The organism is Micromonospora sp. NPDC049523 (assembly GCF_040676775.1).
In the GTDB taxonomy this organism is placed as follows: domain Bacteria; phylum Actinomycetota; class Actinomycetes; order Mycobacteriales; family Micromonosporaceae; genus Micromonospora_G.
This window is the reverse complement of sequence record NZ_JBFAPP010000012.1, coordinates 116,289-141,244: the sequence shown is the minus strand read 5'-3', so window position 1 is coordinate 141,244 and position 24,956 is coordinate 116,289. Positions and strand designations below refer to the sequence as shown.

Here is a 24,956-nt window from a genome sequence, read left to right as displayed (position 1 = left end):
ACTTTACCGACGAAACCTCGTAACTTTCGCGTTACATACTTTTCGGGCCACCCACCCCGACGTGCGGGTGGGTGGCCCGAGAACCGGATCGGAAAGTGGTCAGCTCCGGGCACCCGCGGATGCCGGCGCGGCCCCTGCGGGAGCGGTCGGGGCGGAGTCGTCCTCCGGCGTCTCGTCGTCCGCCGGCCCGTGCTCGTCGACCATGGTCGCCTCGTCGAACGGCCGCTCACCGGAGAGCACCGCGAGCGCCTGTTCCTTGTCGAACTCGCGGGTCCAGGTGCCGATCAGTACGGTCGCCACCGCGTTGCCGGCGAAGTTGGTCAGCGCGCGGGCCTCGGACATGAACCGGTCGATGCCGACGATCAGGCCCACCCCGTCGACCAGGTCCGGCCGGTGGCTCTGCAGTCCGCCGGCCAGGGTGGCGAGCCCGGCACCGGTGATGCCGGCCGCACCCTTGGACGCGATCACCATGAAGACCAGCAGGGAGATCTGCTCACCGACGGCGAGCGGCTTGCCCAGCGCCTCGGCCACGAAGAGCGAGGCCATGGTCAGGTAGATCGCGGTGCCGTCGAGGTTGAACGAGTATCCGGTCGGGACGGTGATGCCAACCACCGGCTTGCTCACCCCGAAGTGCTCCATCTTGGCGATCAGCCGGGGCAGCGCCGACTCGGAGGAGGAGGTGGAGAGGATCAGCAGGAACTCCCGGCCCAGGTAACGCAGCAGGGAGAAGATCGAGATGCCGGCGATCAGCCGGAGCAGCAGCCCCAGGACGACGACGACGAAGATCAGGCAGGTGGCGTAGAAGCCGATCATGATCTGGGCCAGGCTCTTGAGCGCGTCCATGCCGGTCGCGCCGACCACGGCGGCGATCGCGCCGAACGCACCGATCGGCGCCAGCCACATGACCATCGTCAGGATCTTGAAGACCAGCCGCTGGATCACGCCGACGGCATGCAGCACCGGCTCACCCCGGCGCCCCATCGCCTGTACGGCAAAACCGACGAGGAGCGCCACCAGCAGGGTCTGCAACACCTCGCCCTCGGTCAGCGCCGACAGCAGCGAGGTCGGGATGATGCCGAGCAGGAAGTCGACCGTACCCTCGCTCTCGCCGCTGACCTGGGCCTGGCCGGCGGCGGCCTGGGCGGCACCGAGGTGCAGACCCGAGCCGGGGTGCACGATGTTGCCGACCACGAGCCCGATGGCGAGTGCCACCGTCGACATGATCAGGAAGTAGCCGAGCGCCAGGCCGCCGACCTTGCCGACCTTCGCGGCCTGCCGGACCGAACCGACGCCGAGCACGATGGTGCAGAAGATGATCGGGCTGATCATCATCTTGATCAGCGCGACGAAGCCGGTGCCGATCGGCTTCAGCTCCTTGGCCGCCTCCGGCGCGGCGAAGCCGAGGACGATGCCGGCGACGACGGCGACGATGACGGCAAGGTACAGATAATGGGTGCGGTCCCGTCGTGGCCGGGCGGTGGGGGTGTCCATGCCCGAGACTGTGGCCTGGATCTCACGAACGCACATCCTTGCGTTCATTGTGTTCACCGCGCCGACCCCAACCCGAAACAACGAGCTGATCCCCGGCGTCGTCAAGCGCCGGACCCGTCACACAGGGAACACTGGTGCGCATGTCCAGACGACGATGGAGCATCGCGGGCCAGCTCTTCGCCCTGCAGGTCCTGGTCGTCACCCTCCTGGTGGTGGCCGGCATGGCCGGGGCGGTGCTGCTCGCCCGTGCCGACGTACGCGACGCCGCCAAGGAGGAGGTGCTCGCGGTGGCCGAGGCCGTCGCCCGCTCCCCCGACGTGGCGACCGCGCTGCGCTCCCCCGACCCCGCCGCCACCCTCCAGCCGTACGCGGAATCCACCCGCCGGGCCACCGGGACCGACTTCATCGTGGTGATGGCGCCCGACCGAACCCGCTACTCGCACCCCAACCCCGCCCAGATCGGTCACCCCTTCGTCGGCGAGATCGAACCGGCGCTCGCCGGCCGGGCGTTCACCACGATCAACATCGGCACCCTGGGCGAGTCCGTCCGCGCGGTGGTGCCGGTACGCGCCGAGGGCGGCACGGTCATCGGCCTGGTCTCGGTCGGCATCACCACCGAGGCGATCAACCGCAAGCTGCTGGCCCAGGCACCCGCGCTGGTGGGGGCCACCGCCGCCGCCCTCGCTCTCGCCGCAGCCGGCTCCTGGCTGCTCAGCCGCCGTCTGCGCCGCCAGACCCACGGACTCGGCCCAGCCCAGATCACCCGGATGTACGAGTACTACGACGCCGTCCTGCACTCGGTACGGGAGGGGTTGGTCGTACTCACGCCGGACCGGCGGGTGGCCCTGATCAACGACGAGGCACGGCGCCTGCTCGGGCTCACCGGGGCACAACCGGTGCAGGAGCGCCCGGTCGCCGAACTCGGCTTCCCCCCGTCCGTCGCCGACCTGATCATCTCCGGCCGACCCGCGCACGACGAGCCGATGCTCGCCGGTGACCGGGTCCTGGTCGCCAACCAGCGGCCCACCACGTTCGGCGGCCGGGCGGTCGGCACCGTACTGACCCTGCGCGACCACACCGAGCTGCGCACCCTGGCCAGCGAACTCGACTCCGTACGCGGACTCAGCGAAGCACTGCAGGCACAGGCGCACGAGTCGGCGAACCGGCTGCACACCGTACTGACGCTGGTGGAACTGGGGCGTACGGACGAGGCGGTGCAGCTCGCCACCGCCGAGCTGACCCTCGCCCAGCAGCTCACCGACCGGGTGGTCGGCGCGGTCACCGAACCGGCGCTGGCCGCCCTGCTGCTCGGCAAGTCCGCCCAGGCCGGTGAACGGGGCGTGGACCTGGTGGTGGATCCCGACTCCCGCCTCGACGGGCACCCGCTGCCCATCGGCGACCTGCTCACCGTCGTCGGCAACCTGCTCGACAACGCCCTCGAAGCCGTCGGCGGCACCGAACCGCCCCGACAGGTGCAGGTCTTCGTCGGCGCCACCGACCAGGAGGTGACCGTACGGGTCGCCGACAGCGGCCCCGGACTGGACCCGGCCCAGGTCACGGACGCGTTCCGGCGCGGCTGGTCGACCAAGAGCGCCGGCCGGGGACTCGGCCTGGCGCTGGTCGGACAGGTGGTGTCCCGCTACGACGGCAAGGTCGACGTGACCCGTCCCGCCGCAGGTGGCACGCTGTTCAGCGTCCGGCTGCCGATCCCGGCCCGGCTACCGATCCCCCGGGAGTCCCCGACGTGACCACCATCCGGGTGCTGGTCGTGGAGGACGAGCCCCTGCTCGCCGACGCACACCGCGCCTACACCGAGCGGGTGCCCGGCTTCACCGTGGTCGGCGTCGTGCACACCGCCCGGGACGCGATGGCGGCCCTGCGCGCGGGTGGCGGCGACGGCGTGGACCTCGTACTGCTGGATTTCCGGCTGCCCGACCTGCACGGCCTGGACGTCTGCCGGGCGCTGCGGGCGGCCGGCAGCAACACCGACGTGCTCGCCGTGACCTCGGCCCGCGACCTCACCATGGTCCGCGCCGCGGTCGCCCTCGGGGTGACCCACTACCTGCTCAAGCCGTTCACCTTCGCCGCGTTCCGCGACAAGCTGGAGCGGTACGCCGAATACCGCCGCCAGGCCCTCGCCGACGGCACGGTGGTGGCCCAGCACGAAGTCGACCGGATGTTCGCCACGTTGCGCGGCGCGGACGCCGACACCCTGCCCAAGGGGCTCGGCACGGAGACCCTGGACGCGGTGCTGGCGGTGCTGCGGGCCGAGCCGGGACTGTCGGCGAGCGAGGTGTCGACCCGGACCGGCACCTCACGGGTGACCGCCCGGCGCTACCTTGAACACCTGGTCGGCATCGGTCGGGTGAGCCGCAGTTCCCGCTACGGCACCCCCGGCCGCCCCGAGGTGGAGTACCGCCCCACCTGACCCCCACCTACCCCAGCACCGCCTTGACCGTCTCCGCGGTTGCTTGCCGTACGTCGCCGCGCGGCCTGTCTGCTGCGGAGCCGGGTCACCACCAACCCCGCCGCACCCAGCACGGTGAACAGGACACCCGCCGGGATGGGAGTGAACCCGTTGAGGAACGACACCGAGTCGTCGGTGTGCCCGTTCTCCGCCACGAACTGCGCCGGGTCGTCGGGGTCGATCCACACCGTCGTCTGCTCGCTCGGGGTGGAGTGGCAACCGGTGAAGCCACCGCACCTGATGCTCGCCTGGTAGTACTCGCCCCGGTAGAAGTACGACACGTCGACGGTGTCCACCCCGCTGCCGCGCCCGGAGCCGTTGTAGAGCTTGGCTTGCGCCGCGGCCACCGGTATTCCCTCGGACCGCAACCGGTCCGCCTTCTCGGCCAGGTACCGCTTGAAAGTGATCGAACCGACCGTGAGGACAAGGCCGACCAGGAGCATCGCCGTGGCGGCCAGTCCCACCTTCAGCCAGCCCCGCGGGTCTGCCGGCTTCGGCGGCTCACCCGTCGCACGCTTCTTCCGGCCCACCTGGCTCCCCCGTCCGTCGGCGCCCATCCAAGATTCATCACGACGATCCGACAGGATGTCAAGGATCGGCAACGAAGACGAGCGCACACCGGAGCGCCGGATGTCCACTCAGGAGGACGGGGTTCGTTCGGCGTGCCAGGAGTTCCAGAGTGCGGCGTACGCGCCGCCGCCGGCCACCAGGTCCTCATGGGTGCCGAGTTCGGTGATCCGGCCGTCCTCCAACACCGCCACCCGGTCCGCGTCGTGCGCGGTGTGCAGGCGGTGGGCTATCGCGATGACCGTACGCCCGGCGAGGACCGCGGCCAGTGCCCGCTCGGTGTTACGCGCGGTGCTCGGGTCGAGCAGCGCGGTCGCCTCGTCCAGGATCAGCGTGTGCGGGTCGGCCAGCACCACCCGGGCCAAGGCGAGTTGCTGGGCCTGTGCCCCGTCGAGCCGGTGTCCGCCCTCGCCCAGCTCGGTGTCCAACCCGTCCGGCAGGTCGTCGACCCAGTCGGCGCCGACCGCGGCGAGGGCCGCGCGCAACTCCGCGTCGCCCGCGCCGGCCGACGCGACCAGCAGGTTGTCCCGCAGCGAGTCGAGGAACACGTGGTGCTCCTGGGTGACCAGGACGACCTGGCGGCGAAGGCGTTCCGGCGGCAACTCGGCGATCGGCACCCCGCCGACGGTCACACCGCCGGTACGCGGCTCGTCGACGCCCGCGAGCAACCGGCCCAGCGTCGACTTGCCCGCACCGGACGGCCCGACCAGGGCGAGCCGCTCGCCCGGCCGTACGGTCAGGTCGACGCCGTGCAGCACGTCGCGTACGCCGTCGTAGGCGTAGTGCACGCCGGCCACCTCGATCCGGTCGTCGACCGGCTCGGTGTGCGTCGGCGGCGCCGGTCGGGCGACCCGGTCCAGACCCTCGACCCGGGCGAAGGAGGCACCGCTGCTCTGCAACTGCTCGACCCAGATCAGGATCGTGTCCAGCGGATTGGTCAGCTGCCGCAGGTAGAGCGCTGCCGCGACCACCGCACCGAGGGTCACCTCGCCCCGGCCGTACAGCATTCCGCCGAGCAGGAGCACCCCGACCACCGGCAGGGTCTGCGAGATGTCCGTACCGGGAAAGAGCACGCTGCGCAGGAACAGGGTCCGCATCCGGGTACGCCGGCACCGCTCGATCGCCTCCAGGCAGGCGGTGATCCGGCGTTGTTGCAGCCCCAGCGCCTCGACCGTACGGGCGCCGGAGGCGGTGGCGGCGAGTACCTCCGCGAGACCCGAGTTGGCCTCCCCCTCGACCAGGTAGGCGGGATGCGCGCGGCGCAGGTACCAGCGGCTGACGAGCCAGATGCCGAGCAGCCCGATCAGGCCGCAGGCGCCGAGCGGCGGTGAGAGGACAAGCAGCGCACCGAGGATGAAGACGACCTGGATGCCGGCGATGAACACGTCCGGGCCGGCGTCGCGCAGGGTGGCACCGACGGTGGCGACGTCGGTGGTGCCGCGGGCGGTCAGGTCACCGGCACCCACCCGCTCCACCACCGAGGTGGGCAGCGTCAGGACCCGGTCGACGAACTGCTCCCGGATCCGGGCCGAGGTCCGCTCGCCGAAGCGGTGGCCGAGGTAGCGGGCGTACCGGATCAGCACGGCCTGGACCAGGGCGAAGGCCACGATGGCGACGGCGATCCGGTCCACCGCGGCGACCCCGCCGCCGTGCTCGACCGTGTTGACGATGCGGCCGAGCAGCCACGGTCCGGCCAGTCCGGTGCCTGCGGCGAGCGCGTTCAGCGCGATGACGACGGCGAAGACGCGTCCGTCGCGCCGGATCAGCCGCAGCGCCGCACGGCGTACCCCGGCCGGCTCGGCGACCGGCAGACCGCTGGCCGCCGGGCCCGCCGTGGTGGTCACCGGACCGCCCGCTGGTTCGGCAGCCCCGGCTCGTCGGACGGCTCGATCGGACCGGCCGCGAGCGGTTCGTCGGGCGGATCCCCCGGGTCGGCCGCGAGCGGTTCGTCGGACGCGTCGCGGGAGACCAACCGGCGGTACGCGGCGGAGCCGGCCAGGAGTTCCCGGTGCGTGCCGGCGTCCGCTACCCGCCCGTCGACCAGGTGGTACACGATGTCGGCCTGGTCGGCCAGGAGCGGTGACGTGCTGGTGACCAGGGTGGCGCGTCCGGTACGGGCTGCCCGCAGCCGGGCGGCGACGGCGGCCTCGGTGTGCGCGTCGACCGCCGAGGTCGGCTCGACCGCCAGCAGCACCTCCGGGTCGGCCAGCAGTGCCCGGGCCAGGCGGACCCGCTGCCGTTGACCGCCGGAGAGGTTGCGCCCCTGCGCGTCGACGGCCGAGTCGAGCCCGTCCGGGGCGCCGAGCACGATGTCCTGCGCCACGGCGGCGTACACGGCCTGCATGATGCTGTCGTCGTTCCGGTCGCACCGGCCGGCGATCACGTCGCGCAGCGTGCCGGAGAAGAGGTCGGCCTCGTTCTCGGCGACCAGGATCCGGTCCCGTACGCGGGCCGGGTCGAGCCGGTCGAGGCGGATCCCTCCCCAGGTCACGTCCGAGGCGACGAAACCACCGAGGCGGTCGACCACGGTGGTGGTCTCGGCCGGTCGGGCACCGGCCAGTACGGTCAGCCGCCCCGGCGCCACCTCCACACCGGACACGGGGTCGCGCAGGACGGCGGGCGCGTCGGGCGGGTCCACGGTGCCGCTGGTGCCGGTGGGGCCGGTGGGGCGGGCGGAGCCGGGTTCCATGGCTAGGAACCGGATCACCCGTCGGGCGGCGACCAGCCCTCGGCTCAGGTCGAGACCGCCCTCGATGAAGAAGTACACCGGCACGGCCAGGACCGCGACGTAGCCGTAGACGGCGACCAGTTCACCGACGGTGATGTCGCCCGCAGCGGCGGCCCGGGCGGCCAGCCAGGTCACCGCGGCGAGGAAGATCGCCGGCAGGCCGACCCCGAGGGCCTCGATCCAGCTCGTCACCGCACCGACCCGGTAACCGTCGGTCTGCAGCGTCCGCGAGGCCTGTCGGTAGCGTTCGGCGTACAGCTGTTTGCCGCCGAGGCCGCCGAGGACCCGCAGGCCGCCGACGATGTCGACCAGCCGCGCGGCCAGCGCGCCCTCCCGCTCCCGGTAGACCATGCCCACCCGCTGCAACCGTCCCAGCAACGGGCCGACCAGCACGGCGAGCAGCGGAACGCCGAGCAGCACCACCACCGCGAGCAGCGGCGACACGGAGAGCAGCAGCCCGGCGACCACGACGTACGTCATCACCGCGCCGACGCCGGGACCGGTGAGGGTCAACACCCGGCTGATCACCCAGACGTCGCCGATGCCGATGGTGACCACCTCGCCGGCCGTGACCACGCGGGGCAGCGTCGCACCGAGCCGGGTCGCCTGACCGACCACGACCCGAACGGTACGGAACGCCGCGTCCATCCTGATCCTGGTCATCGTCCGGTGACGCAGCATGCCGACGAAGCCGTTCAGCACCCCGACGCCCAGCAGTGCGGCCGCCCAGCCGACCAGTGCACCGGTGTCCCGTGGTCGCAGTCCGTCGTCGATGGCCCGACTCAGCAGGTACGGCGGCAGCGCCAGGCAGACCATCCACAACGTGCCCAGTGAGGCGCCCGCGACGACCCGCCGCCACTGACTGGTCACCAGCCACCACAGGTACCGCCCGGGACCGCGTACGTCCGGCTTCCCCGGATCCTCGTACGAGTCGGCCATCCTCGTACCTTATGGGCTTTGCGCACCACGCTTCGGCGGCCTCGCGCCGGTACGGCGTACGTCACCCGGACCGGTGCCGTGACGGTCGCGAAGCGGCCCATTCGGAAAGGTCAACTTCCGCAGGCCACCGCCCTGTCGTCGACCCACCGGAGGTGTCCGCTGCCGGTGATACAGTCCACCGGCCTGACCGGCCAAGGGCCGAGCCGGCCGGTAACTGGGGAGGAAGCATGGGAATCACGGCGGACGAGAGCAGTCATCTCGCTGCGTTGCTGAGTGAGCACGCAGAGCATCTGGTCACCCGGTGGACGGAGATCGCCGCCGCGTCGCTGCGCGGCCGGATGACCGAGGCCGAACTGCGCCAGGAGGTGCAGGAACTGCACCGCGCCCTGACCATCACCCTGGGCGACGGCCAGTTCGACCTGGGCGCCGAGCGGTCCGCCGGGTTGCGCGCCACACTCGCGGACCTGTCCCGCACCCGCGCCCGGCAGGGTTTCACCGCCACCGAAACCGCGGTCAGCGTGTTCGCGCTGAAGGACGCGCTGCTCGACGTGCTGGACGTACGCACCGGTGACCGGGAGACGTTGACGGCCTTCGTCGCGGCGTCGACCGTGGTGGACCAACTCGGTCTGTTCACCTTCGAGCAGTACACGAAGTCGCGGGAACGGCTGATCGCGGACCAGACCGAGCAGTTGCTGGAGCTGTCCACCCCGGTGGTCAAGCTCTGGGACGGCGTGGTCGCGATCCCGCTGGTCGGCACGCTGGACTCGGCACGGGCGCAGGTGGTCATGGAACGGCTGCTGCAGACGCTCGTCGACACCGGTTCCCCGTACGCGATCATCGACATCACCGGTGTGCCGGCGGTCGACACCCAGGTGGCGCAGCACATCCTCAAGACCGTGGTCGCCGCCCGGCTGATGGGCGCCGAGTGCATCATCTCCGGCATCCGGCCCCAGATCGCGCAGACCATCGTGGCGCTCGGCATCGAGTTCGGCGACATCGCCACCAAGTCGACGCTCGCCGACGCGCTGCGGCACGCGCTCCGGATGATCGACGCGTCCCGGCGCGCGACCGGCGCGGTGGCCGCGGGCCACCGGGGCGCCTGATGGACCGGGTACCGGTCCTGAAGATCGGTGACCTGCTGCTGGTTTCGATCCAGGTCGACATGGAGGACCAGACGGCCCTCGCCCTCCAGGAGGACCTGGCCGACCGGATCGTGGAGACCGGCTGCCACGGGGTGATCATCGACATCACCGCGATGGACATCGTCGACTCGTTCGTCGGCCGGATGCTCTCCACCATCGCGGGCATCGCCCGGGTGCTCGACGCGGAAACCGTGGTGGTCGGCATGCGACCCGCGGTGGCGATCACCCTGGTCGAGCTGGGCCTGTCGCTGGACGGCATCCGTACCGCGCTGAACGTGGAGCGCGGGATGGAACTGCTGGCCCGTTCCCGGGCCGACGAGGCGGCGTACGCGGTCGACGCGTACCCGGCGGATGTCTGGGCACTACCGGGAGGCATCGACCTCGACCCGCCGACACCGACGACGCCGTGACCGGCGGCCTCGACCCGGCCACCGTCCAGGTCGTGACGATCAGCTCGGACGGGGACGTGGTCCGCGTACGCCAACTCGTCCGCACCGCCGCCGTGACCGTCAAGCTGTCCCTGGTCGACCAGACGAAACTGGTCACCGCCGCCAGCGAACTCGGCCGGAACACCCTCGTGTACGGCGGCGGCGGCTCCGCCGAGGTCACCTTCGTCGACAGCGGTCGCCGCAGGGGCGTACGGGTCGTGTTCTCCGACGACGGCCCGGGCATCGCCGACCTGGACCTCGCCCTGACCGACGGTTACACCTCCGGCGGCGGTCTCGGGTTGGGTCTCAGTGGTGCCCGGCGCCTGGTCGACGAGTTCGACATCGACACCGGCGCCGGTCGCGGCACCAGGGTGACCATCACCAAGTGGGCCCGGTCGACGTGACGGGCGACGACCGGCTGACCGACGACGGGGTCTGGTTCCGGATCGACGAACCGGGCACGATCGGTACGGCCCGCCGGGTCACCGAACAACTCGGCGCACGGGTCGGCCTGGGCAAGAGCAGGATCGACGCGCTCGCGATCGTGGTGACCGAACTTGCCACCAACCTGGTCAAGCACGCCGACGACGGGCTGCTCCTGATCCGCCCGGCACGGGCCGAGAAGATCGCCGGGGTGGAACTCGTCGCGGTCGACTCCGGGCCCGGCATGGCCGACGTGGCGAAGTCGTCGCGGGACGGGCACTCGACCGCCGGTTCACTGGGCATCGGGTTGGGCGCGATCCTGCGCCAGTCGACCTGGGTCGACGTCTCCTCGATACCCGGTCGCGGCACGGTGACCGTCGCCCGGGTCTGGCCGGCGGAACAACCCGAACCGGTCTGGACCGCCGGGATCAGCCGCCCGATGACCGGCGAACAGTCGTGCGGCGACGGCTTCGCCGTACGGGTCGTCGACGGTCGGCGGCAGGTGCTGGTCTGCGACGGGCTCGGTCACGGGCCGCTCGCGGCGGCGGCGGCGCACGCGGCCGTACACGCCTTCCACAACGCCCCGGTCGGACCGCCGTCGGCGGTGCTGGAGCACCTACACCGGTCGATCTCCCACACCCGAGGTGCCGCCGCCGCGGTCGCCGAACTCGTGCCGGACGCCAACCTGGTCCGGTACGCCGGGCTGGGCAACATCGCCGGCTTCGTGGTGGACGGCGAGGAGCGGCGGGGATTGGTGTCGCTGCCGGGGATCGTCGGTCACCAGCGCCGGGCGGTACGCGACTTCGAGTATCCGTTGCCGGACGACGCGAACCTGGTCATGCACAGCGACGGGGTGACCGACCGGTGGCGGCTGATGGACTATCCGGGGCTGCAACGCCGCTCGCCGCAGGTGATCGCCGCGACCCTGCTGCGGGACGCGGGCGTACGCCGGGACGACGCCTGCGTACTGGTCGCCCGGACCCGATCATGACCACCACCAGCGGGTCCGGCACACCGCTGCTGCGGATGGCGCTGCGTACCGAGTCGGACGTGTTCGTGGTCCGCCAACGCGGCCGGGAGGTGGCCGCCGCGGTCGGTTTCGAGCACCAGGACCAGGTACGGCTGGCCACCGCGCTGAGCGAGATCGGCCGCTACCTGCTGGGCGCCGTCCGCACCCCGAGCCGCAGCGAGGTGGTGTTCTCGGTCGAGGTCGACGCGGAGGCGGTGCTGGTCATCGAGGTCACCACCGCCGTCACGGCCGGTACGTCGCAGCGGGAACTGTCGCAGGCGCTGGCCGTGGCCCGGCTCGTCGACACGTTCGCGGTACGGCAGGACGCGGCGACGGCGGTCATCCGGATGTCCCGGCGCATCCCCGCCTCGGCTGGTCCGCTCACCCCCGCCCGGCTGGCGGTGGTACGCGACAAACTCGGCACCTCGGTCGCCCGTACGCCGCTGGAGGAGATGGCCGAGCAGAACGAGCAGCTGCTCGCGGCCCTGGAGCAGGCGCGGGCCCAGCGCGACGAACTCGCCCGGCTCAACGACGAGCTCAGCGAGACGAACCAGGGTGTGCTGGCGCTCTACACCCAGCTCTCCGAGGAACTCGACGAGACGAACCGGGGCGTGGTCGCCCTGCACGCCGAGTTGGAGGACCGCTCGGTACGGCTGCGGGCCGCGAGCGAGGCGAAGACCCGGTTCCTGGCCAACGCCAGTCACGAGTTGCGGGCGCCGGTGACCGCGGTGATCGGGCTGTCCCGGCTGCTGGTCGACCCGTCCTCGGATCCGCTCACCGGCGAGCAGCAGCAACAGATAGAACTGATCCGGGGCTCGGCGGTCGACCTGCTCGCACTGGTCAACGACCTGCTCGACCTGGCCAAGGCGGAGTCCGGCACGATCGAGCCGACCTGGTCCGACATCGAACTACGGGCCGTCTTCGGCCAACTGCGCGGTACGGCACGCGCGCTCGCGACCCGTCCCGAGGTCGAGTTGGTGGTGGTCGAGCCCGACCCGTCGGCCGTGATCCGCTCGGACGAGGTCCTGCTGACCCATGTGCTGCGTAACCTGCTGCACAACGGGCTCAAGTTCACCGAACGGGGCGAGGTGCGGATGACCGCCGAGAACGACGGGCAGAACTGGACGCTGCGGGTCAGCGACACCGGCATCGGCATCGCACCCGAACTCCAGGAACGGATCTTCGAGGAGTTCTACCAGGTGCCGGGCCGGTCGCCGGGCGGCACCGGGCTCGGACTCCCGTACGCCCGCCGGCTGGCCACGCTGCTCGGCGGCACCCTCGACGTGCAGAGCCGCCCCGGTGCCGGCAGTGCCTTCACCGTCCGCCTACCCGTACGACCGATGCCATGAGCGCGACGGACCAGGTGGCCTCCGACGCCACCATCCTGGTGGTCGACGACCGGGCCGCGAAGCGTTACCTGCTGGTGAGCTGGCTGACCCGGGCCGGCTTCACGGTGATCCAGGCCGACAGCGGTGCAGCGGCGCTGGAACGGATGGAACACGAGGACGTCGACCTGATCGTGCTCGACGTGCGGCTCGGCGACATGACCGGTTTCGAGGTCAGTGAACGGATCAAGGCCGATCCGCGCTGGGCGTCCCGACCGGTGATCCACGTGTCCGCGCACGCGGTCGACGTCGACGACCGGATCCAGGGGCTCACCCGGGGTGCGGACGCGTACCTGGTGGAGCCGATCGAGCCGGACGAGCTGATCGCCACCACCCATGCCGCACTGCGTTACTACCGGGCCCGGCGCCGGGCCGAGCTGCTGGCCGCCCGCCTCGCCCGCCTCGCCGAGACCACCCTGGCGGTCAACTCCGCACCCACCCTGGTCCAGTTGCTCAGCGCCGCCGTGGCCGGGGCCGCGCAGATCTTCGGTACGGGAGCGGTTGTCGCCGCGCAGAACACCGACGGCGAACGGCTGATCGCCACCGCCTCCGAGCCCGGCACACCGGTGACGATCCGGTCCTGGCCGGTCGACCCGAGGCCGGTCCCCGTCGGCGTCGCCCTGCGCACCGAGCCGCCGACCGCCTGGCCGCTGCTGACGGGGGCGGAGGAGCGGATCGCGGTCGCCACCGCGCGACTGCGCGACGACCGGCCGGGGGTGCAGATCGCCGTGCCGGACTCGGCCCTGGCCGCCGAGTCCATCGTGCTCAGTCAGCTCGTGCAGGCGCTCGCCGCGGCGGTCGAGGCGCAGCGCTCGTACGACCAGGAGCACCGGATCGCGGTGACGCTGCAACGCAGTCTGCTGCCCCGTACCCTGCCCCGGATCGACGGACTGGATCTCGCGGTGCGCTACGAGCCGGCGAGCGCGCAGACCGAGGTCGGTGGCGACTTCTACGAACTCGCGATGATCGACGGCAGGCTGCTGGTGGCGATCGGCGACGTCGCGGGCCACTCACTGCACGCCGCGACCGTGATGGCCGAGCTCCGGCACGCGATCCGGGCGTACGCGGTGGAGGGGCATCCGCCGGGCGCCATCGTCGCGCGGGTCGACAAACTCGTGCGTACGCTCCTGCCGGGCGAGTTCGCCACGCTCTGCGTACTGACCCTCGAACCCGACACGGGCAGGATCAGGCTCGCGAGCGCCGGCCACCTGCCCGCCCTGTTGGTCACCGAAGGCGGCGCCACCACCTTCGTCGAGCACACCGCCACCCTGCTCGGCGTACAGGCCACCCGCCCCGACGACCTGGAACTCGTCCTGCCACCCGGCGCGACCCTGGTCCTCTACACCGACGGCCTGATCGAACGCCGCGACATCGACATCGACGAACGAATGGCCGCCCTCGCCGCCAGCGCCGCCCTGGTCGACGACAACCTCGACCACTTCTGCGGTCGCCTCCTCACCGAACTGGCCCCACCGGAAATAACCGACGACATAGCCGTAGTAGCCCTCCGCCGCCACTGACCCGTCGCCCTTCCACCGGCCCGGTGAACCACCGTCAAGTTCAGGCCAGGGTCGTACGCTGGCAGCGGGCTCTGTTTCGACGGGCAACCCGCGCATGGGTGCGCAGGGTGGAGAAGAAGGCCGGTAGGAAGCTCAGGGTCATCCCCACGGCGCCGACCAAGCCACTCACGCACGCAGAGTATCCACAGCGGCCCCGATCGCAACAAGACTTCGATCTTGACGGTCACCGACCGAGCAGGCAGCCCCGCCACATCGCCGTACCCCCGATGCGGACCGCATGAGTCTGGTCGAGCAAGTCTCCAGCGTCATGATGTTGACTGGAGCCTTCGCCTACAGTGGCACATGCATCTACGCTCACGTACGTCGATGGTTTCGTGGACCGAGAAGACCACCCGATCGGCGTGGCCTGCGAGCGAAGGAAACGGGCAGTCACGATGGCAGGCGAGGAGATTCTGGCCGCGGTCGCGCTGACGTTGGCGACCAAAGCGTCCGAAGCGTTGACGGAGGGCGGCAGGGCCGTGTTCGCCGCGCTCGCACGCCTGGTCAAGCGCCGTTTCCAGCGTGACGATGCAGCGCAGACGGCCCTCGCCGAGGCCGACCCATCGGACGACACCCGAATTCAGTCACTTCGCGAGGAACTCGCGCAGACTGCCGCCGAGGACCCCGTCTTTGACCATGAACTCCGCCGACTTTGGCAGGACCTCACCACTTACTTGCAGGCCGACAGCGACGGGGGCGTCAACAACCTTTCCGGCTCGGTGGGAGGTAACGTCGTGCAGGCCCGCGATGTCCAAGCCGGCGTCTCGTCCGGAAATGCCAACTCCCGCGCACCAGAGACCGGGGCCTGACCAGCGCCGATCGGACGATCTCGGATTCGACGCGACGTCGGCTCGCATGGTCACTCGATGGCGAAGTAGGTTGGCTCCGCCAGGACGGCTGCCGCACCATCGAGGTCGGCGATCCTCGCCGCGAGCGTGGCCGTGGCGAGTCTCTCGGGCAGTGCCACGCTGAACTTAAGGCCGGCAAGGGCTTTCTCGTCGACGTGCGGAAGGCACATCCGTTCGGCAGCTCCGGCGGTGCCCGCTTTCCACTCGGCGGGCAGCAGGTCCTTGCGTAGGCGGATGTAGTTGTCCTCGTGGTTCTGCATCGGGTCGGTCAGGCCGTCGAGAGTGCTGGCGAGGGTGGCGTTCGCCCGGTAGCCGGCCCAGGTCCACCAACGCAGGTCGCCCGAGCCGGCGCGCACGATGACCGTGCCGTCGGTCCGCGCAAGTCCGGTGTCTTCATGTCGGATGTCGGCCAGGCGCTGGGTTGCCCTCTGTGTGAGCTTAACCGGCGGATCGGCGCCGATGAGCACCTCACGCATGGCACGGCTCAGCGCGAAGGACAGACCAGCGATTCCCAGGCCGGTCCACCGTGCCCGACCGCCTCCGTCTGCGGGTTCGACGAAGCAGCGTCGTCGGGTCCAATCGATGTAAGTGACCTGCCAACTCCGTCCTCCCAGCAGAAGACGCCGGGGTCCTTGCATCTCCTCCACCAGGACTGCCGGGTCAACGCGGCCGAGTTCGGTACGCCCGGCGAGGACGGTGAACTCCGGTGGCGTGGTGAATACCGCGGTTATGCCCATGAAGTTGCGTCTACCGAACCGTAGTTCGGCTTGCGGACCAATGAACAGCATGCCGCCGTCGCGTTCGAGGTACCCATGGTCGATCAGGTGCCGGGCGATCGTGGCCGAAGTCTGCTCGGTGAAGGGTTCGAGTCCGTTCCACCACTGCGCCCAGGTGTGTTCGCCAATGCGGTGTTGCTGCAGGCACAGGGCGAGGATCTGCTGAGCGACGATGTGCCGCGGCTCGGGCGGCGGGAGGACGGGCTCGACCCAACCGCGGCTCCAGAGAACGAGAAGGGCGGCGGCTTGTACGAGGGATTGACGGTCGGTGGTCAGGAACATGCAGTTGCGTTGTGAGTTCGGGCGGCGCCCGGTGCGCCCGATGCGCTGGAGAAACGAGGCGACGGTGCGGGGCGCGTCGATCTGGATGACCCGATCGAGGTCGCCTACGTCGATGCCGAGTTCGAGGGTGCTGGTGGAGACGATGACGCAGTCACGAGCTTCAGCGAAAGCCGCTTCCGCGCGACGCCGCTCGTCGATGGAGAGGGAGGCGTGCGACAGGAACGTGGTAACCCCGTTCCCACGCAACGCCGTGCCGAGTTCTTCGACGCGTTTGCGGGACTCGCAGAAGACCAGGCGCTTTTCTCCGTGGTGCAGGGCAGCGATGATCTTGGCGGCGTTGTGGATCGAACCGACGTAGTCCAGTTCGATATCGGCATTCTGTGGTGTACCTGCTGCCGGCGGGGCAACCACCCGTCCAGGACGTCGCCTTCGACCAGACCCTTGGAGCCATGGAAGCAGGGCGTCGGGGTTGCCGACAGTAGCGGAGAGCCCGACACGCTGCACGGGGCGGCCGATCAGACGGCTCAGGCGTTCCAGGACCGCGAGGAGATGCCAGCCCCGATCGTCACCAGCAAAAGCGTGCAACTCATCCACGACGACGGCCCTGACGTCGCAAAAGAACGTGGCATGGTCGACATTGGCACTGACCAGCATCGCCTCCAGAGATTCGGGCGTCGTCAGCAGGATGTCGGGCTGTTCGCGAAGGGATTTTCGGCGGTGACCGGCGGTCGTGTCACCATGCCAGATCGCGGCCCGGCGCCCGAGCCAGTCAGCGTAGCGCTCCATCCTGGGAAGCAGGTTGTTGAGCAGCGCTTTGAGCGGGCAGAGGTAAAGAACCGAGGTGCCGGTCCAGCCCTGCTCTGCCATCCGTGACAGCAATGGCAGCATTGCCGCTTCGGTCTTACCGCCGGCAGTCGGGGCCACCATGATCACGTCCTCGCCCGCCATGAGCGGGGCGACAGCGGCTTGCTGGGCGGGACGGAGTCCGGACCAACCGAGAGTGTTCACAACGTGGTGCAGCACAGAGGGGTGGAGTTGCCATGCCGCGTCGCGGCCGGCGCCGGTCATGACAGGTCCAGGCTCACATCGTCGGCCGACGTGGCGGCGCGCTCGTCCTCGGTGAGTTCCCGCGCATCGAGGGTGAGCGCGTAATGCTGGCGTGGATCGAAGTCGTCGAACTCCTCGACCCGGTCCAGCACGTCGGCAACCAGTTTGCGCAGGTAGATGCGAGGCGCCACCCCGACCTTGCCACCGAGTTGTCCAGTGACCGCCTGGGCGAGAAGGTCGAGGTAGGCGTCATCGACTTTGGCGTCGATCCGGTCAGGCACCGTCGAGCAGTCGCGGTAGAGGTCTCGGATGACACGGCCGAGTGCACCGAGTTTCGGCAGGTCGAAGCCGGATAGCCGGAGTTGGACGGCCCGCGGGGAGTCGAAGCGGGGGTCCGTGCCGAAATCGGTGGCAAGGCGTTGGGCCAAGGGCGGCAAGCGGAGAACGCCTTGAGGTCCATCGAAAAAGGCCGGTGTTCCGGTGATGACAAGGAACAGGCCGGGAAACCGGCCGGCGTCCACCTCATCGATCAGCTGTCGCAGTGCGTTGAGACCCTTTTCGCGGACATCACTGCGGACCCGTTGCAGGGTCTCGATCTCGTCGAGTACCACCAATAGGCCGGAGTGTCCCGAATCACGCAGAATGATCAGCAAGCCCTGCAGGCAACCCAGAGCGGCGAAATGGTCGAGATCGCCACGCACCCCGGCTGCGCGGCGGGCCGCCGCCGCGACGTTCGGCTGGCCTCCGAGCCACGCATGCAGCGCTTCGGCGGTGACGGCGTCACCCGCAACGCGTGCATTACGGTATCCACGTAGCGCCGCGGAGAAAGCGGGCGTGGTCCGGGCAACGGCGGCGAGCCGCTGCTCCATCAGCGCTTCCACGGCTGCAGCGAGCGCCTCAGGGTCGTCGTCGGCGTGTGCCGGCTCGGCGAGGACCTCTTCCTCAAGGGTGAAGAACCAGCCGTCGATGACGTCGCGCAACGCGCTCGGCGGGTGCGCATCGGTGGAAAGCCGCTCAACCAGACGCCGGTACACGGTCTCCAGCCGGTGCAGCGGGGTTTCGGTCTCCGAAATCTGGATCTCGCTGGTGGCCAGGCCGGCGCGTTTGGCGCGTTCGGCCAGCCAACGGACAAAGAACGTCTTGCCCGAGCCGTACTCACCTCGCACCGCCTTGAACACTGCGCCACGGGCAGCCACTGTCTGCAGTTCGTCGCCGAGCGCAGCCTCGAAACGGCCCAAACCGACAGCGAACAGGTCCAGCCCGGCGTACGGGACGGTACCCCGACGTAGAGCGTCGATGACGGTACGGCGTCGGACCGGGCTGACCACGCGGGTCAAGGCTTCAACCCCGCCAGCTCGAACTGGCTGTACAACAACCCGCGGTCAAGCTCCAGGGTCTTGCCACCGTCGATCAGTGCGAGTACCTGATATCCCTCGACGTTGAGCAGGCGGCGCAGCATGGCGACCAGTCCCGGAACACGAAGAGCGGGCGTGTCCGCCACCTCGGCGAGCGCGGCGACGGAGAGCCGGTCGCCGGAACGGACTAGCGCATCGACGATTGCGGCTACGACGTCCTGGTCCGGAGCCTTGCGTACGTAGCGCTGCTGTGCCGCGTACCGGGATGATCCGATCACGCGCCACCCCAGGGTGTCCCGTCCGGAGGCTGGAGATGCCGTCAGGGACTCGAACAGTGCGTCTGCCTGTTCGGCTGCTGGCTGGCGCTTCTTCCGTGAAACCGGGGCGGGTTGTACGGCTTCGACGGCTGTAGTCCTCGGAGACCACCAGGGCGGGGTCACCCGTTCCGGGGAGACAACGTGCCAGTGGTGAGGCATGGGTGCGTCCGGCGCGGGCAGGAACGCCAGGACCGGCACAGTCATCTCGGCCAGGGAGGCGCCGCCGTGATAGCCGGCTTTGCGCGCGGTGTAGCGGATGGTCTCCCGCCACGGAGCGACGATCCGCCCGTTGCCGAGCAGCACTCGGTCGCCGGACAGCTCAATCTCGCCGTCACCCGGGGGTCGGTTTTGGGGCCGCCAACGGGCGGACGTGGCGTCCTCGCCTGAGGGTGCCCCGCGTTCGCGCTCCAAGACATGCCCATGATCGGAAACGATCACGACCGGCCGCCCATAGCGCTTGGCGGCGGCTAGGAGCTCGGGGAGGAAGGTGATATCACTGAGGTTCCAGTCGACTCTGCCTCCTTCCCGACCGTGGTCGAGGGCATCGTCGACGGTGTTGAGTACGACTCCGACAACTGTGCGGTCGCTTCCGTCGATCCGGCTGATCGCGTCCTGCACAGGCTCGGCAAGACGGTGCCCTGTACCGCCGGGAAGGTCAGCCTTGTGGAACAGGGCGGAGGCAAGCCGGCGGGACTTCCAGAATGCGGTGAACCCCGCGCGTTCGGTGTCCGCAACGCCGGATGCGAGACGGCCACACAGCAGGCTGGTTCGGCTGACGCCGGTGACGGACGGAATGACCGCGAGTGCGCCTTCACGCCCCTCGGAGCTGCGTGCCACTTCGCTGAGCCCGAGAGCGCGGATCTGCTCTGCTAGTTGGACGGCGACAGCTGTGCTCATCCCGTCGACCACTATCAGCAGCGGAGGGACCGCATCATTGTGGGCGAGCGGAGCCACGATCTGTTCGAGCACCTGTTCGACGAGCAACAGCCCATCCGATGCAGCCGACATCGACACCCAGGCCGCGAGACGAGTCGCGAACTGCGCGTCGAGGCGATCCCGCACCGCGCGGACCTCGTCGTGAACGCGAGCGTACACCGCAGCGGTTGCCGGATCTGCCAGGGGCTCGCCGAACCAAAGCATCGCCACCGCGCGGTCGACCCAGCCCCAATCACGGACCTGGCTCCGGACTCCCTCCGCGACAGTTCGCGGTTCGGCGGCCGGGTCACGCAACCAGCGCGCCAACCGGACCGTCATCAAGGCGTGCGTGAACTGCTCGGCTCGCAGCGAGACCAGATCATGGGTGGCAACGCGGTCGAGTGCCGATTCCATCGCGGCATGCGACTCGGCCCGTCCGTCGAGTGCGGTGCCTACGCATGCGGCCAGAGTCCGGAGCCTGGCACGAAGTCCGGCATCCAGCAATTCGCCGCGTTCGGCGAGGTCCGCGGCTCCAAACTCGATCAGCAGGCAGTCAGCCTGGTGAAGTACCGTCTCGATGCGCTGCCGGTGCTCGGCGTCCGCCGCGGTGACGCCCTCCGCGTGGGTCAGCCATCGAGTGACCACGCCTCGACTCGCCTCGGCGAAAGCGATCACCTGTGCGGATTCGACCGGAGTTCCGAGCATCGACTCGGCTCTGCCTTGTGCCCGGCCTTGAATGCGGGCCAAGGCCGCGTCGGCCAGATCGTTGGGCCGATTTTCCCACAGCACGCCAGCGACCAGGCCGAATGGCAATGCCTCCACGCTGTGCCCGGCGCGGGCAAGGGCGAGCAGAACCACCGAGGCGGGGCCGACGCTGTTCGTAAGCCACTGCTCCAAGCCTTGACGCTCGTCCGGACGGAGCCGCTCGAGGCCCGCGAAGTCGGCGGGGCTGAGGGTCAGCAACTCGGTGGCATCCAGCGCATCGCCGATGATGTTGAGCCGACGCCGAGCGAGCTGACGTAGCGCGGTGTCGTAGTCGAGTACCGCACCCGGCAGCTTGGGCCAGCCCTGCGGGGGTTCGGTCTCCAGCAGCCCATCGGCGACCCAGCGTTGCCGACGTAGCCGCGGATCCAGATCTCGTGCACCGAATCGGCGCAGAACGATCTGCCAGCGGTGAACCGGCAGCCGGCGGTGCTTGACCGCCAGGCTGCACACGTCGACGCCGAGTTCCTGCTCGTCGCGGGTGGTGAACAGCACCAACAGACCGTGGCTCAGCCGGTGGTCGAGGCACGCCTGCATGGCGCCGAGCACCGACGAACTGTCGGCCACCCGAACCTCCATGCCGTCGACGACCAAATTGCGTGGCGCGGCAGGGTCGTAACGGCCGTCGAGCAGGATGACGGTCTGGGTGAACATCTCGGATTGACGCATGAGGCCGCGCACGAACTCGCGGACCACCACGTCGTTCACGATCGGAACCTCGTCGGCCCGTTGTGACGCGGCCAGACTGGTCACTGTTTGTCCACCACCGTCCAGTTCACCGTGATCATCGCGTCGGGCCGCTGCGCTGCCAACCGCCGGACCTCGCGCAGTTTAGCCTCCAGATTCCGGCCGGATGCGGTCACCGTGCCCGAGGTCGGGACATCGGAGCGCCCGTCAGCACCATGATCATCATCGAGGTCAGGAGCTTGCTCGGCTGTCTCGTCTGTCGGATCAGGCTTCGACGGCTCGGGCCTTGTGGCCAGGCGGCTCGCCTCGGTGAGTAGCCGCACGGCGTCGATGCGGGCGCGGTCAAGGGCCGGCCGGAGGCGACGGGTGGGGTCACTGCTCGCCGCGCACTCGGCGAGCAGGTCGACTACTCGGGATGCCTGCGCACCGATCTCGTCCGCTCGGCCGCTGAGCCCTCTCAGGCTGGACAGGAGGCTCCAGTCGGTATTGACCAGCGCAGCCACCGTGTCGCTTGCCTGCGATACGCACGAACCGAGCGTGTGCCCGCCGTCCGGACCGACATCCATCGTGTCGAGCAGCCGCACGAGAGCAGTCGGCTCGGCAACGCGGGCCAGCCGGGAGACCAGATTGGCCGCATCTCGTGCGGTCGTCAGTCGCGGCGCGTCCAACGGGATGCCGAGCGTCACGGCGTGCCCGGTCAGGCGCCGCACCAACGCGGCGACGTCGTTCTCGGCCGCAGATGCCCAGCCGCGAACCTCATCGGCGAGCCGCTTCACATTGCGGGCTGAGTACACCTTGGCGGTCTTCGCCGTGCAGAGGTGCTGGGCACGAACCAACGCGCCCTCGAACTGCTTCGCGGTAGGCAGTTCCCGGGCCCTCAGTTTGTCGTCGCGGTCGATCTGGTCCAAGGAGGGCGGGTCGATCTCGACTCCGCGACGCACCCATGCCCGCTCGTCACGCAGCGCGAACACAGCGATCACCAGGTTCTGTACGGCCCGGTCGGCGCCGCGCAGTTCCGTCTCCTCCAACCACCGCCACAGGCTGGAAACCGAGAGGTCGCTGCCGAGGTGTTGCTGCCGCGCCCACTGGGTGATCCGCTGCCGCCAGTCGTCGCTCAGCGTGAAATGTGCCTCGCTCGACATCTCACCCAAGCGCAGTGGGTGGGCGATGCGCCGCAACACTGCCCGCCGGCCGCGTTCCACCTCGGTCCGTCCGCCGACACCGGCTTCGGCAGCCTTTGCAGCCTCCTCCAACACGATCCGCAGGTCACCCGTACGCACGGCGACCCGGCTCCGGTCCGGGTCGAAGTCCGGATGCTTGGGATACAGGTTGTCGAAAAGCCCATCAGTGAGCTGCAGCAGAGCGTCACGGAAGCGGACCCCGGCATGGAGCTTGGGCGGATTTCCGTCCAAGCTCATCACATGCTCCTCCGCCGGGACGGCCACGTTGTCCGGGTTGACCCTGGCGATCCCGTACACCTGCTTGAGCACCTCGCGCAGTTGCGAGGTGAGGTTGTCGCGCTGCGCGGTAAGTTGGTTGCGCGCCTTGGCCAGGTCGTCGTTGGACAGGTTCGGCGCCTTCTCCCCCAGCCTGCCGGGTGTTTCGAGGAGGTAGCGCATCCGGGCCAGCCGTCCGACCTCAGTACGCCGCTGCTCCGATAGGAAGGACGGCAACCAGCACAACACCGGGCCCTCCTTGCCACGGCGTTGTAGGTCCCCGACCCGCCGGGAATCCTCCTGTGGGCTGTGCGTGCCGTCGTCGAAGGGGTAGTCGACGATGATCCGCGCCTGCTCCGGCGCGACCACCTCGAATTGGTCATCGGCCAGCGAGCCGGGGTCACGCACGTTGCCGAAAACCAGCCCGACCGTACGCTTCGTACCGCGCCACACGACGTCGACCTTCGGGTTGAACGACTCCCGATCCGTCACGCCCAACTCGTCCCACAGCAGGTCCCGCAGCAGGCCACGCCGTGTGCCGGTGCCGTAGGCGCTGCTCACCGAGTCGAGGATGGCTTCCACATCGATGCCGGTCAGGTGCAGGCTGAAAACCGGATCCTCGGCCTCGGAGTAGCGGATCTCGCCATACCGGCCGGCCAGGTCCTTCAACCTGGCGGCAACCTGGGAGCGTTCCTGTCCCTGGATGCGTGTGCGGATCGAGCCGTGATTCAGCGCCGCCAGTCGACCCGCGGTCAACTGCCGCAGCGCCGTGACGTTCGGCGCGAGGACGGCCATCAGCAGGGTCTTGATCAGTCGATCGTCCAACCGGAACGGATGCTGCTGCGGCAGGCCTGCCAGGTCGGCCTCGGTCACCCCGTGCCGCTGCAACAGGTCAGCGCGCACGCGGTTGTAGAACTGCTTCGCAGCCTCGAACTCGTGCTTGAGGCGGCTGGAGAATGGCTGGATCGCGCCGGCCGACAGCACGTCCCACAGATCCCCGAACGGCACCAGTTGCCCGACCGTGAGATCCGCCCGGCGGGCGATCAACATCTCCTGCAAGACCTTCAAACCGGTACGTTCCCGCTGCAACGCGCCGGAGATCGCGATCAGCGTGTTCATGAGCGCCGGGCTGAACGGGTACAACCGCCGGAAGTCCTCGGCGCTGGGATGCGTGACCCCCTGCGCATCGAGCAGGGTGTCCCATACTTCCCGCCGGTCCCGCGGCACCTGGGCGAATGCGGCGTCCAGCAACCGGATTCCGTCGTCGTCCCGGGGCTTGAGCACCCGCTCGCGAGCGATTTCCGGCAGGTTGTTGTCGGCGAGGGGGATCGTGTCGAAGCTGCGTTCGAGGTATTTCATCGTGTCTTCGAGGCTGGCGACCTCGCTGCCAACGACGTCAGTGCCGACCAGTTCGCTGATGTCGCGCTGTCTGGCGATGAACGACACGATCGGCGTCGGCCGGTGCTTGTCGGCGCTCTCCACGAGCTTGACCAACTTGTTCGCCTCGGTGTTGACGAAGACCAGATCGGCCAGATGACTCGACAACCAGAGGACCAACTCGTCCAGGAACAACACCACAGCGTCGTAGCCAAGTTCCTGAGCATGCTCGCTGATCACGGAGAGGCCGGTCTCCAGCGGGAGGAACGCCTCACGGTCGCCGTGGACCGAGGTGCGGTACGACGAGAGCAGCGTGTCAAGCAGGTCGCTGATCAGGTCACGCCGGCGTTTGTCGCCCGGAGGCGCAGCAAACGCCGCATCCAGCGAGGCCGAGCTCCACGAGCGGCCACTCCAGTCGTCTGGGTCACCCGGCTTGTCGCCCAGCGCCTCAATGAAGGCTTCATCGCCCAGGCGCGACCGCAAGGCTCGCGCGTTGATGAGCATTTCGTCGTCCCGGTACACCGCCGGAGTGTTCGCCTCGGGATGCAACTCCCGGACCCGCTTCACATAGCCACCCAGGACCGCGGCGTCCAACGACTCGGCCCCGATCAAGTGGTACGGGACCATCAAGAACCGGCGATCGGACAGCCATTCGGCGTGGGCGCCGAGCAACGGCTGCAGCTTGTCCTTCTCCCGCGCTGCCTGGTCCCCATTCAGCATCGCGTGCAGGATCGTCATGAAGTGGCTCTTGCCAGACCCGAACGAGCCGTGCAGATAGGCCGCGACCGACTTGTTGGACCGCACCGCCGTGCCGACCAGAGCGAGCGCCTCGTTCAGCCGATCGGCCAGTTGAGGCGTCACCACATACTTCTTGACCAGCTCAGCGGAGGTATCGAACCCCTTCGTCAGGTCAACAAGCAGATCCCCTGCCTGAACCCTGTCCGGAATGTCGATGATGTCACGTAGCAGCTTATCCGTCTCGTTCAACACCGTCCCCATCCGACGCAGCGTAGTCG

18 protein-coding genes are annotated in these 24,956 nt (G+C 69.4%); 9 read left to right on the top strand and 9 right to left on the bottom strand.

Annotated elements, in window-relative coordinates:
- Positions 1-99 precede the first annotated feature (99 nt).
- Entirely contained in the window at positions 100-1,491 is a 1,392-nt protein-coding gene (locus tag AB0J90_RS20425) for a cation:dicarboxylase symporter family transporter (protein ID WP_363598020.1), read from the bottom strand.
- A 140-nt stretch (positions 1,492-1,631) separates the two neighbouring features.
- Here AB0J90_RS20425 and AB0J90_RS20420 point away from each other — a divergent pair, with 140 nt between their 5' ends.
- Together AB0J90_RS20420 and AB0J90_RS20415 are read left to right on the top strand one after the other, a co-directional pair.
- On the top strand, positions 1,632-3,239 hold the full coding sequence (locus tag AB0J90_RS20420; protein ID WP_363598018.1) for a sensor histidine kinase: 1,608 nt from the start codon (positions 1,632-1,634) through the stop codon (positions 3,237-3,239).
- The gene (locus AB0J90_RS20415; RefSeq protein WP_363598016.1) at positions 3,236-3,919 is read left to right on the top strand and encodes a response regulator; all 684 of its coding nucleotides are present in this window, start codon (positions 3,236-3,238) and stop codon (positions 3,917-3,919) included. Before AB0J90_RS20420 ends, AB0J90_RS20415 begins: the two co-directional genes overlap by 4 nt.
- On the opposite strand, the gene AB0J90_RS20410 is transcribed toward AB0J90_RS20415, so the two are convergent.
- The 3 genes from AB0J90_RS20410 to AB0J90_RS20400 all read right to left on the bottom strand — a co-directional run bounded on the left by AB0J90_RS20410 (position 3,874) and on the right by AB0J90_RS20400 (position 8,069).
- Positions 3,874-4,515 carry a DUF3592 domain-containing protein gene (locus AB0J90_RS20410; RefSeq protein WP_363598014.1) on the bottom strand — a complete coding sequence of 214 codons (642 nt, stop codon included), beginning with the start codon at positions 4,513-4,515 and terminating at the stop codon, positions 3,874-3,876. The genes AB0J90_RS20415 and AB0J90_RS20410 overlap by 46 nt on opposite strands.
- 81 nt (positions 4,516-4,596) lie before the next feature.
- Positions 4,597-6,369 carry an ABC transporter ATP-binding protein gene (locus AB0J90_RS20405; protein WP_363598012.1) on the bottom strand — a complete coding sequence of 591 codons (1,773 nt, stop codon included), beginning with the start codon at positions 6,367-6,369 and terminating at the stop codon, positions 4,597-4,599.
- Positions 6,366-8,069 carry an ABC transporter ATP-binding protein gene (locus tag AB0J90_RS20400; protein WP_363598216.1) on the bottom strand — a complete coding sequence of 568 codons (1,704 nt, stop codon included), beginning with the start codon at positions 8,067-8,069 and terminating at the stop codon, positions 6,366-6,368. Before AB0J90_RS20400 ends, AB0J90_RS20405 begins: the two co-directional genes overlap by 4 nt.
- 350 nt (positions 8,070-8,419) lie before the next feature.
- On the opposite strand from AB0J90_RS20400, the gene AB0J90_RS20395 reads away from it, so the two are divergent.
- From AB0J90_RS20395 to AB0J90_RS20370, 6 genes are read left to right on the top strand one after another with little or no spacing between them, the layout of a single operon-like run.
- Complete coding sequence (locus tag AB0J90_RS20395; protein WP_363598010.1) at positions 8,420-9,295, top strand: STAS domain-containing protein; 876 nt, start codon at positions 8,420-8,422, stop codon at positions 9,293-9,295.
- Positions 9,295-9,744, top strand: coding sequence for an STAS domain-containing protein (locus AB0J90_RS20390; RefSeq protein ID WP_363598008.1), 450 nt, complete (start codon positions 9,295-9,297; stop codon positions 9,742-9,744). The genes AB0J90_RS20395 and AB0J90_RS20390 overlap by 1 nt, the downstream gene beginning before the upstream one ends.
- Entirely contained in the window at positions 9,741-10,166 is a 426-nt protein-coding gene (locus tag AB0J90_RS20385) for an ATP-binding protein (RefSeq protein WP_363598006.1), read from the top strand. Before AB0J90_RS20390 ends, AB0J90_RS20385 begins: the two co-directional genes overlap by 4 nt.
- Positions 10,148-11,176: an ATP-binding SpoIIE family protein phosphatase gene (locus tag AB0J90_RS20380; RefSeq protein WP_363598004.1), complete on the top strand. Its 1,029-nt coding sequence runs from the start codon at positions 10,148-10,150 to the stop codon at positions 11,174-11,176. The genes AB0J90_RS20385 and AB0J90_RS20380 overlap by 19 nt, the downstream gene beginning before the upstream one ends.
- Positions 11,173-12,543, top strand: a complete 1,371-nt coding sequence (locus AB0J90_RS20375) for a sensor histidine kinase (RefSeq protein ID WP_363598002.1) — start codon at positions 11,173-11,175, stop codon at positions 12,541-12,543. The genes AB0J90_RS20380 and AB0J90_RS20375 overlap by 4 nt, the downstream gene beginning before the upstream one ends.
- Positions 12,540-14,099 (top strand): fused response regulator/phosphatase, encoded by a 1,560-nt coding sequence (locus tag AB0J90_RS20370; RefSeq protein WP_363598000.1) that lies wholly within the window; start codon positions 12,540-12,542, stop codon positions 14,097-14,099. The genes AB0J90_RS20375 and AB0J90_RS20370 overlap by 4 nt, the downstream gene beginning before the upstream one ends.
- A 40-nt stretch (positions 14,100-14,139) precedes the next feature.
- Here the strand turns inward: AB0J90_RS20370 and AB0J90_RS20365 are convergent, their stop codons facing one another.
- Positions 14,140-14,268: a hypothetical protein gene (locus tag AB0J90_RS20365; RefSeq protein ID WP_363597998.1), complete on the bottom strand. Its 129-nt coding sequence runs from the start codon at positions 14,266-14,268 to the stop codon at positions 14,140-14,142.
- A gap of 265 nt (positions 14,269-14,533) precedes the next feature.
- Here AB0J90_RS20365 and AB0J90_RS20360 point away from each other — a divergent pair, with 265 nt between their 5' ends.
- Complete coding sequence (locus tag AB0J90_RS20360) at positions 14,534-14,947, top strand: hypothetical protein (protein WP_363597996.1); 414 nt, start codon at positions 14,534-14,536, stop codon at positions 14,945-14,947.
- Positions 14,948-14,997: 50 nt separating this feature from the next.
- On the opposite strand, the gene AB0J90_RS20355 is transcribed toward AB0J90_RS20360, so the two are convergent.
- From AB0J90_RS20355 to AB0J90_RS20340, 4 genes are read right to left on the bottom strand one after another with little or no spacing between them, the layout of a single operon-like run.
- Positions 14,998-17,112 carry a DEAD/DEAH box helicase gene (locus AB0J90_RS20355; RefSeq protein WP_363597994.1) on the bottom strand — a complete coding sequence of 705 codons (2,115 nt, stop codon included), beginning with the start codon at positions 17,110-17,112 and terminating at the stop codon, positions 14,998-15,000.
- Positions 17,109-18,419 carry a BREX system ATP-binding protein BrxD gene (brxD, locus tag AB0J90_RS20350; protein WP_363598214.1) on the bottom strand — a complete coding sequence of 437 codons (1,311 nt, stop codon included), beginning with the start codon at positions 18,417-18,419 and terminating at the stop codon, positions 17,109-17,111. Before brxD ends, AB0J90_RS20355 begins: the two co-directional genes overlap by 4 nt.
- Before the next feature lie 5 nt (positions 18,420-18,424).
- Positions 18,425-21,193, bottom strand: coding sequence for a BREX-2 system phosphatase PglZ (gene pglZ / locus AB0J90_RS20345; RefSeq protein WP_363597992.1), 2,769 nt, complete (start codon positions 21,191-21,193; stop codon positions 18,425-18,427).
- Positions 21,190-24,939 carry a hypothetical protein gene (locus tag AB0J90_RS20340; protein ID WP_363597990.1) on the bottom strand — a complete coding sequence of 1,250 codons (3,750 nt, stop codon included), beginning with the start codon at positions 24,937-24,939 and terminating at the stop codon, positions 21,190-21,192. The genes pglZ and AB0J90_RS20340 overlap by 4 nt, the downstream gene beginning before the upstream one ends.
- Between the last annotated feature and the right edge of the window lie 17 nt (positions 24,940-24,956).

Coding starts and splice junctions, on each gene's coding strand:
- AB0J90_RS20425 (WP_363598020.1), bottom strand. CDS start 1,491: ATGGACACCCCCACCGCCCGGCCACGACGGGACCGCACCCATTATCTG.
- AB0J90_RS20420 (WP_363598018.1), top strand. CDS start 1,632: ATGTCCAGACGACGATGGAGCATCGCGGGCCAGCTCTTCGCCCTGCAG.
- AB0J90_RS20410 (WP_363598014.1), bottom strand. CDS start 4,515: ATGGGCGCCGACGGACGGGGGAGCCAGGTGGGCCGGAAGAAGCGTGCG.
- AB0J90_RS20400 (WP_363598216.1), bottom strand. CDS start 8,069: ATGGTCTGCCTGGCGCTGCCGCCGTACCTGCTGAGTCGGGCCATCGAC.
- AB0J90_RS20395 (WP_363598010.1), top strand. CDS start 8,420: ATGGGAATCACGGCGGACGAGAGCAGTCATCTCGCTGCGTTGCTGAGT.
- AB0J90_RS20390 (WP_363598008.1), top strand. CDS start 9,295: ATGGACCGGGTACCGGTCCTGAAGATCGGTGACCTGCTGCTGGTTTCG.
- AB0J90_RS20375 (WP_363598002.1), top strand. CDS start 11,173: ATGACCACCACCAGCGGGTCCGGCACACCGCTGCTGCGGATGGCGCTG.
- AB0J90_RS20370 (WP_363598000.1), top strand. CDS start 12,540: ATGAGCGCGACGGACCAGGTGGCCTCCGACGCCACCATCCTGGTGGTC.
- AB0J90_RS20360 (WP_363597996.1), top strand. CDS start 14,534: ATGGCAGGCGAGGAGATTCTGGCCGCGGTCGCGCTGACGTTGGCGACC.
- AB0J90_RS20355 (WP_363597994.1), bottom strand. CDS start 17,112: ATGACCGGCGCCGGCCGCGACGCGGCATGGCAACTCCACCCCTCTGTG.
- AB0J90_RS20340 (WP_363597990.1), bottom strand. CDS start 24,939: ATGGGGACGGTGTTGAACGAGACGGATAAGCTGCTACGTGACATCATC.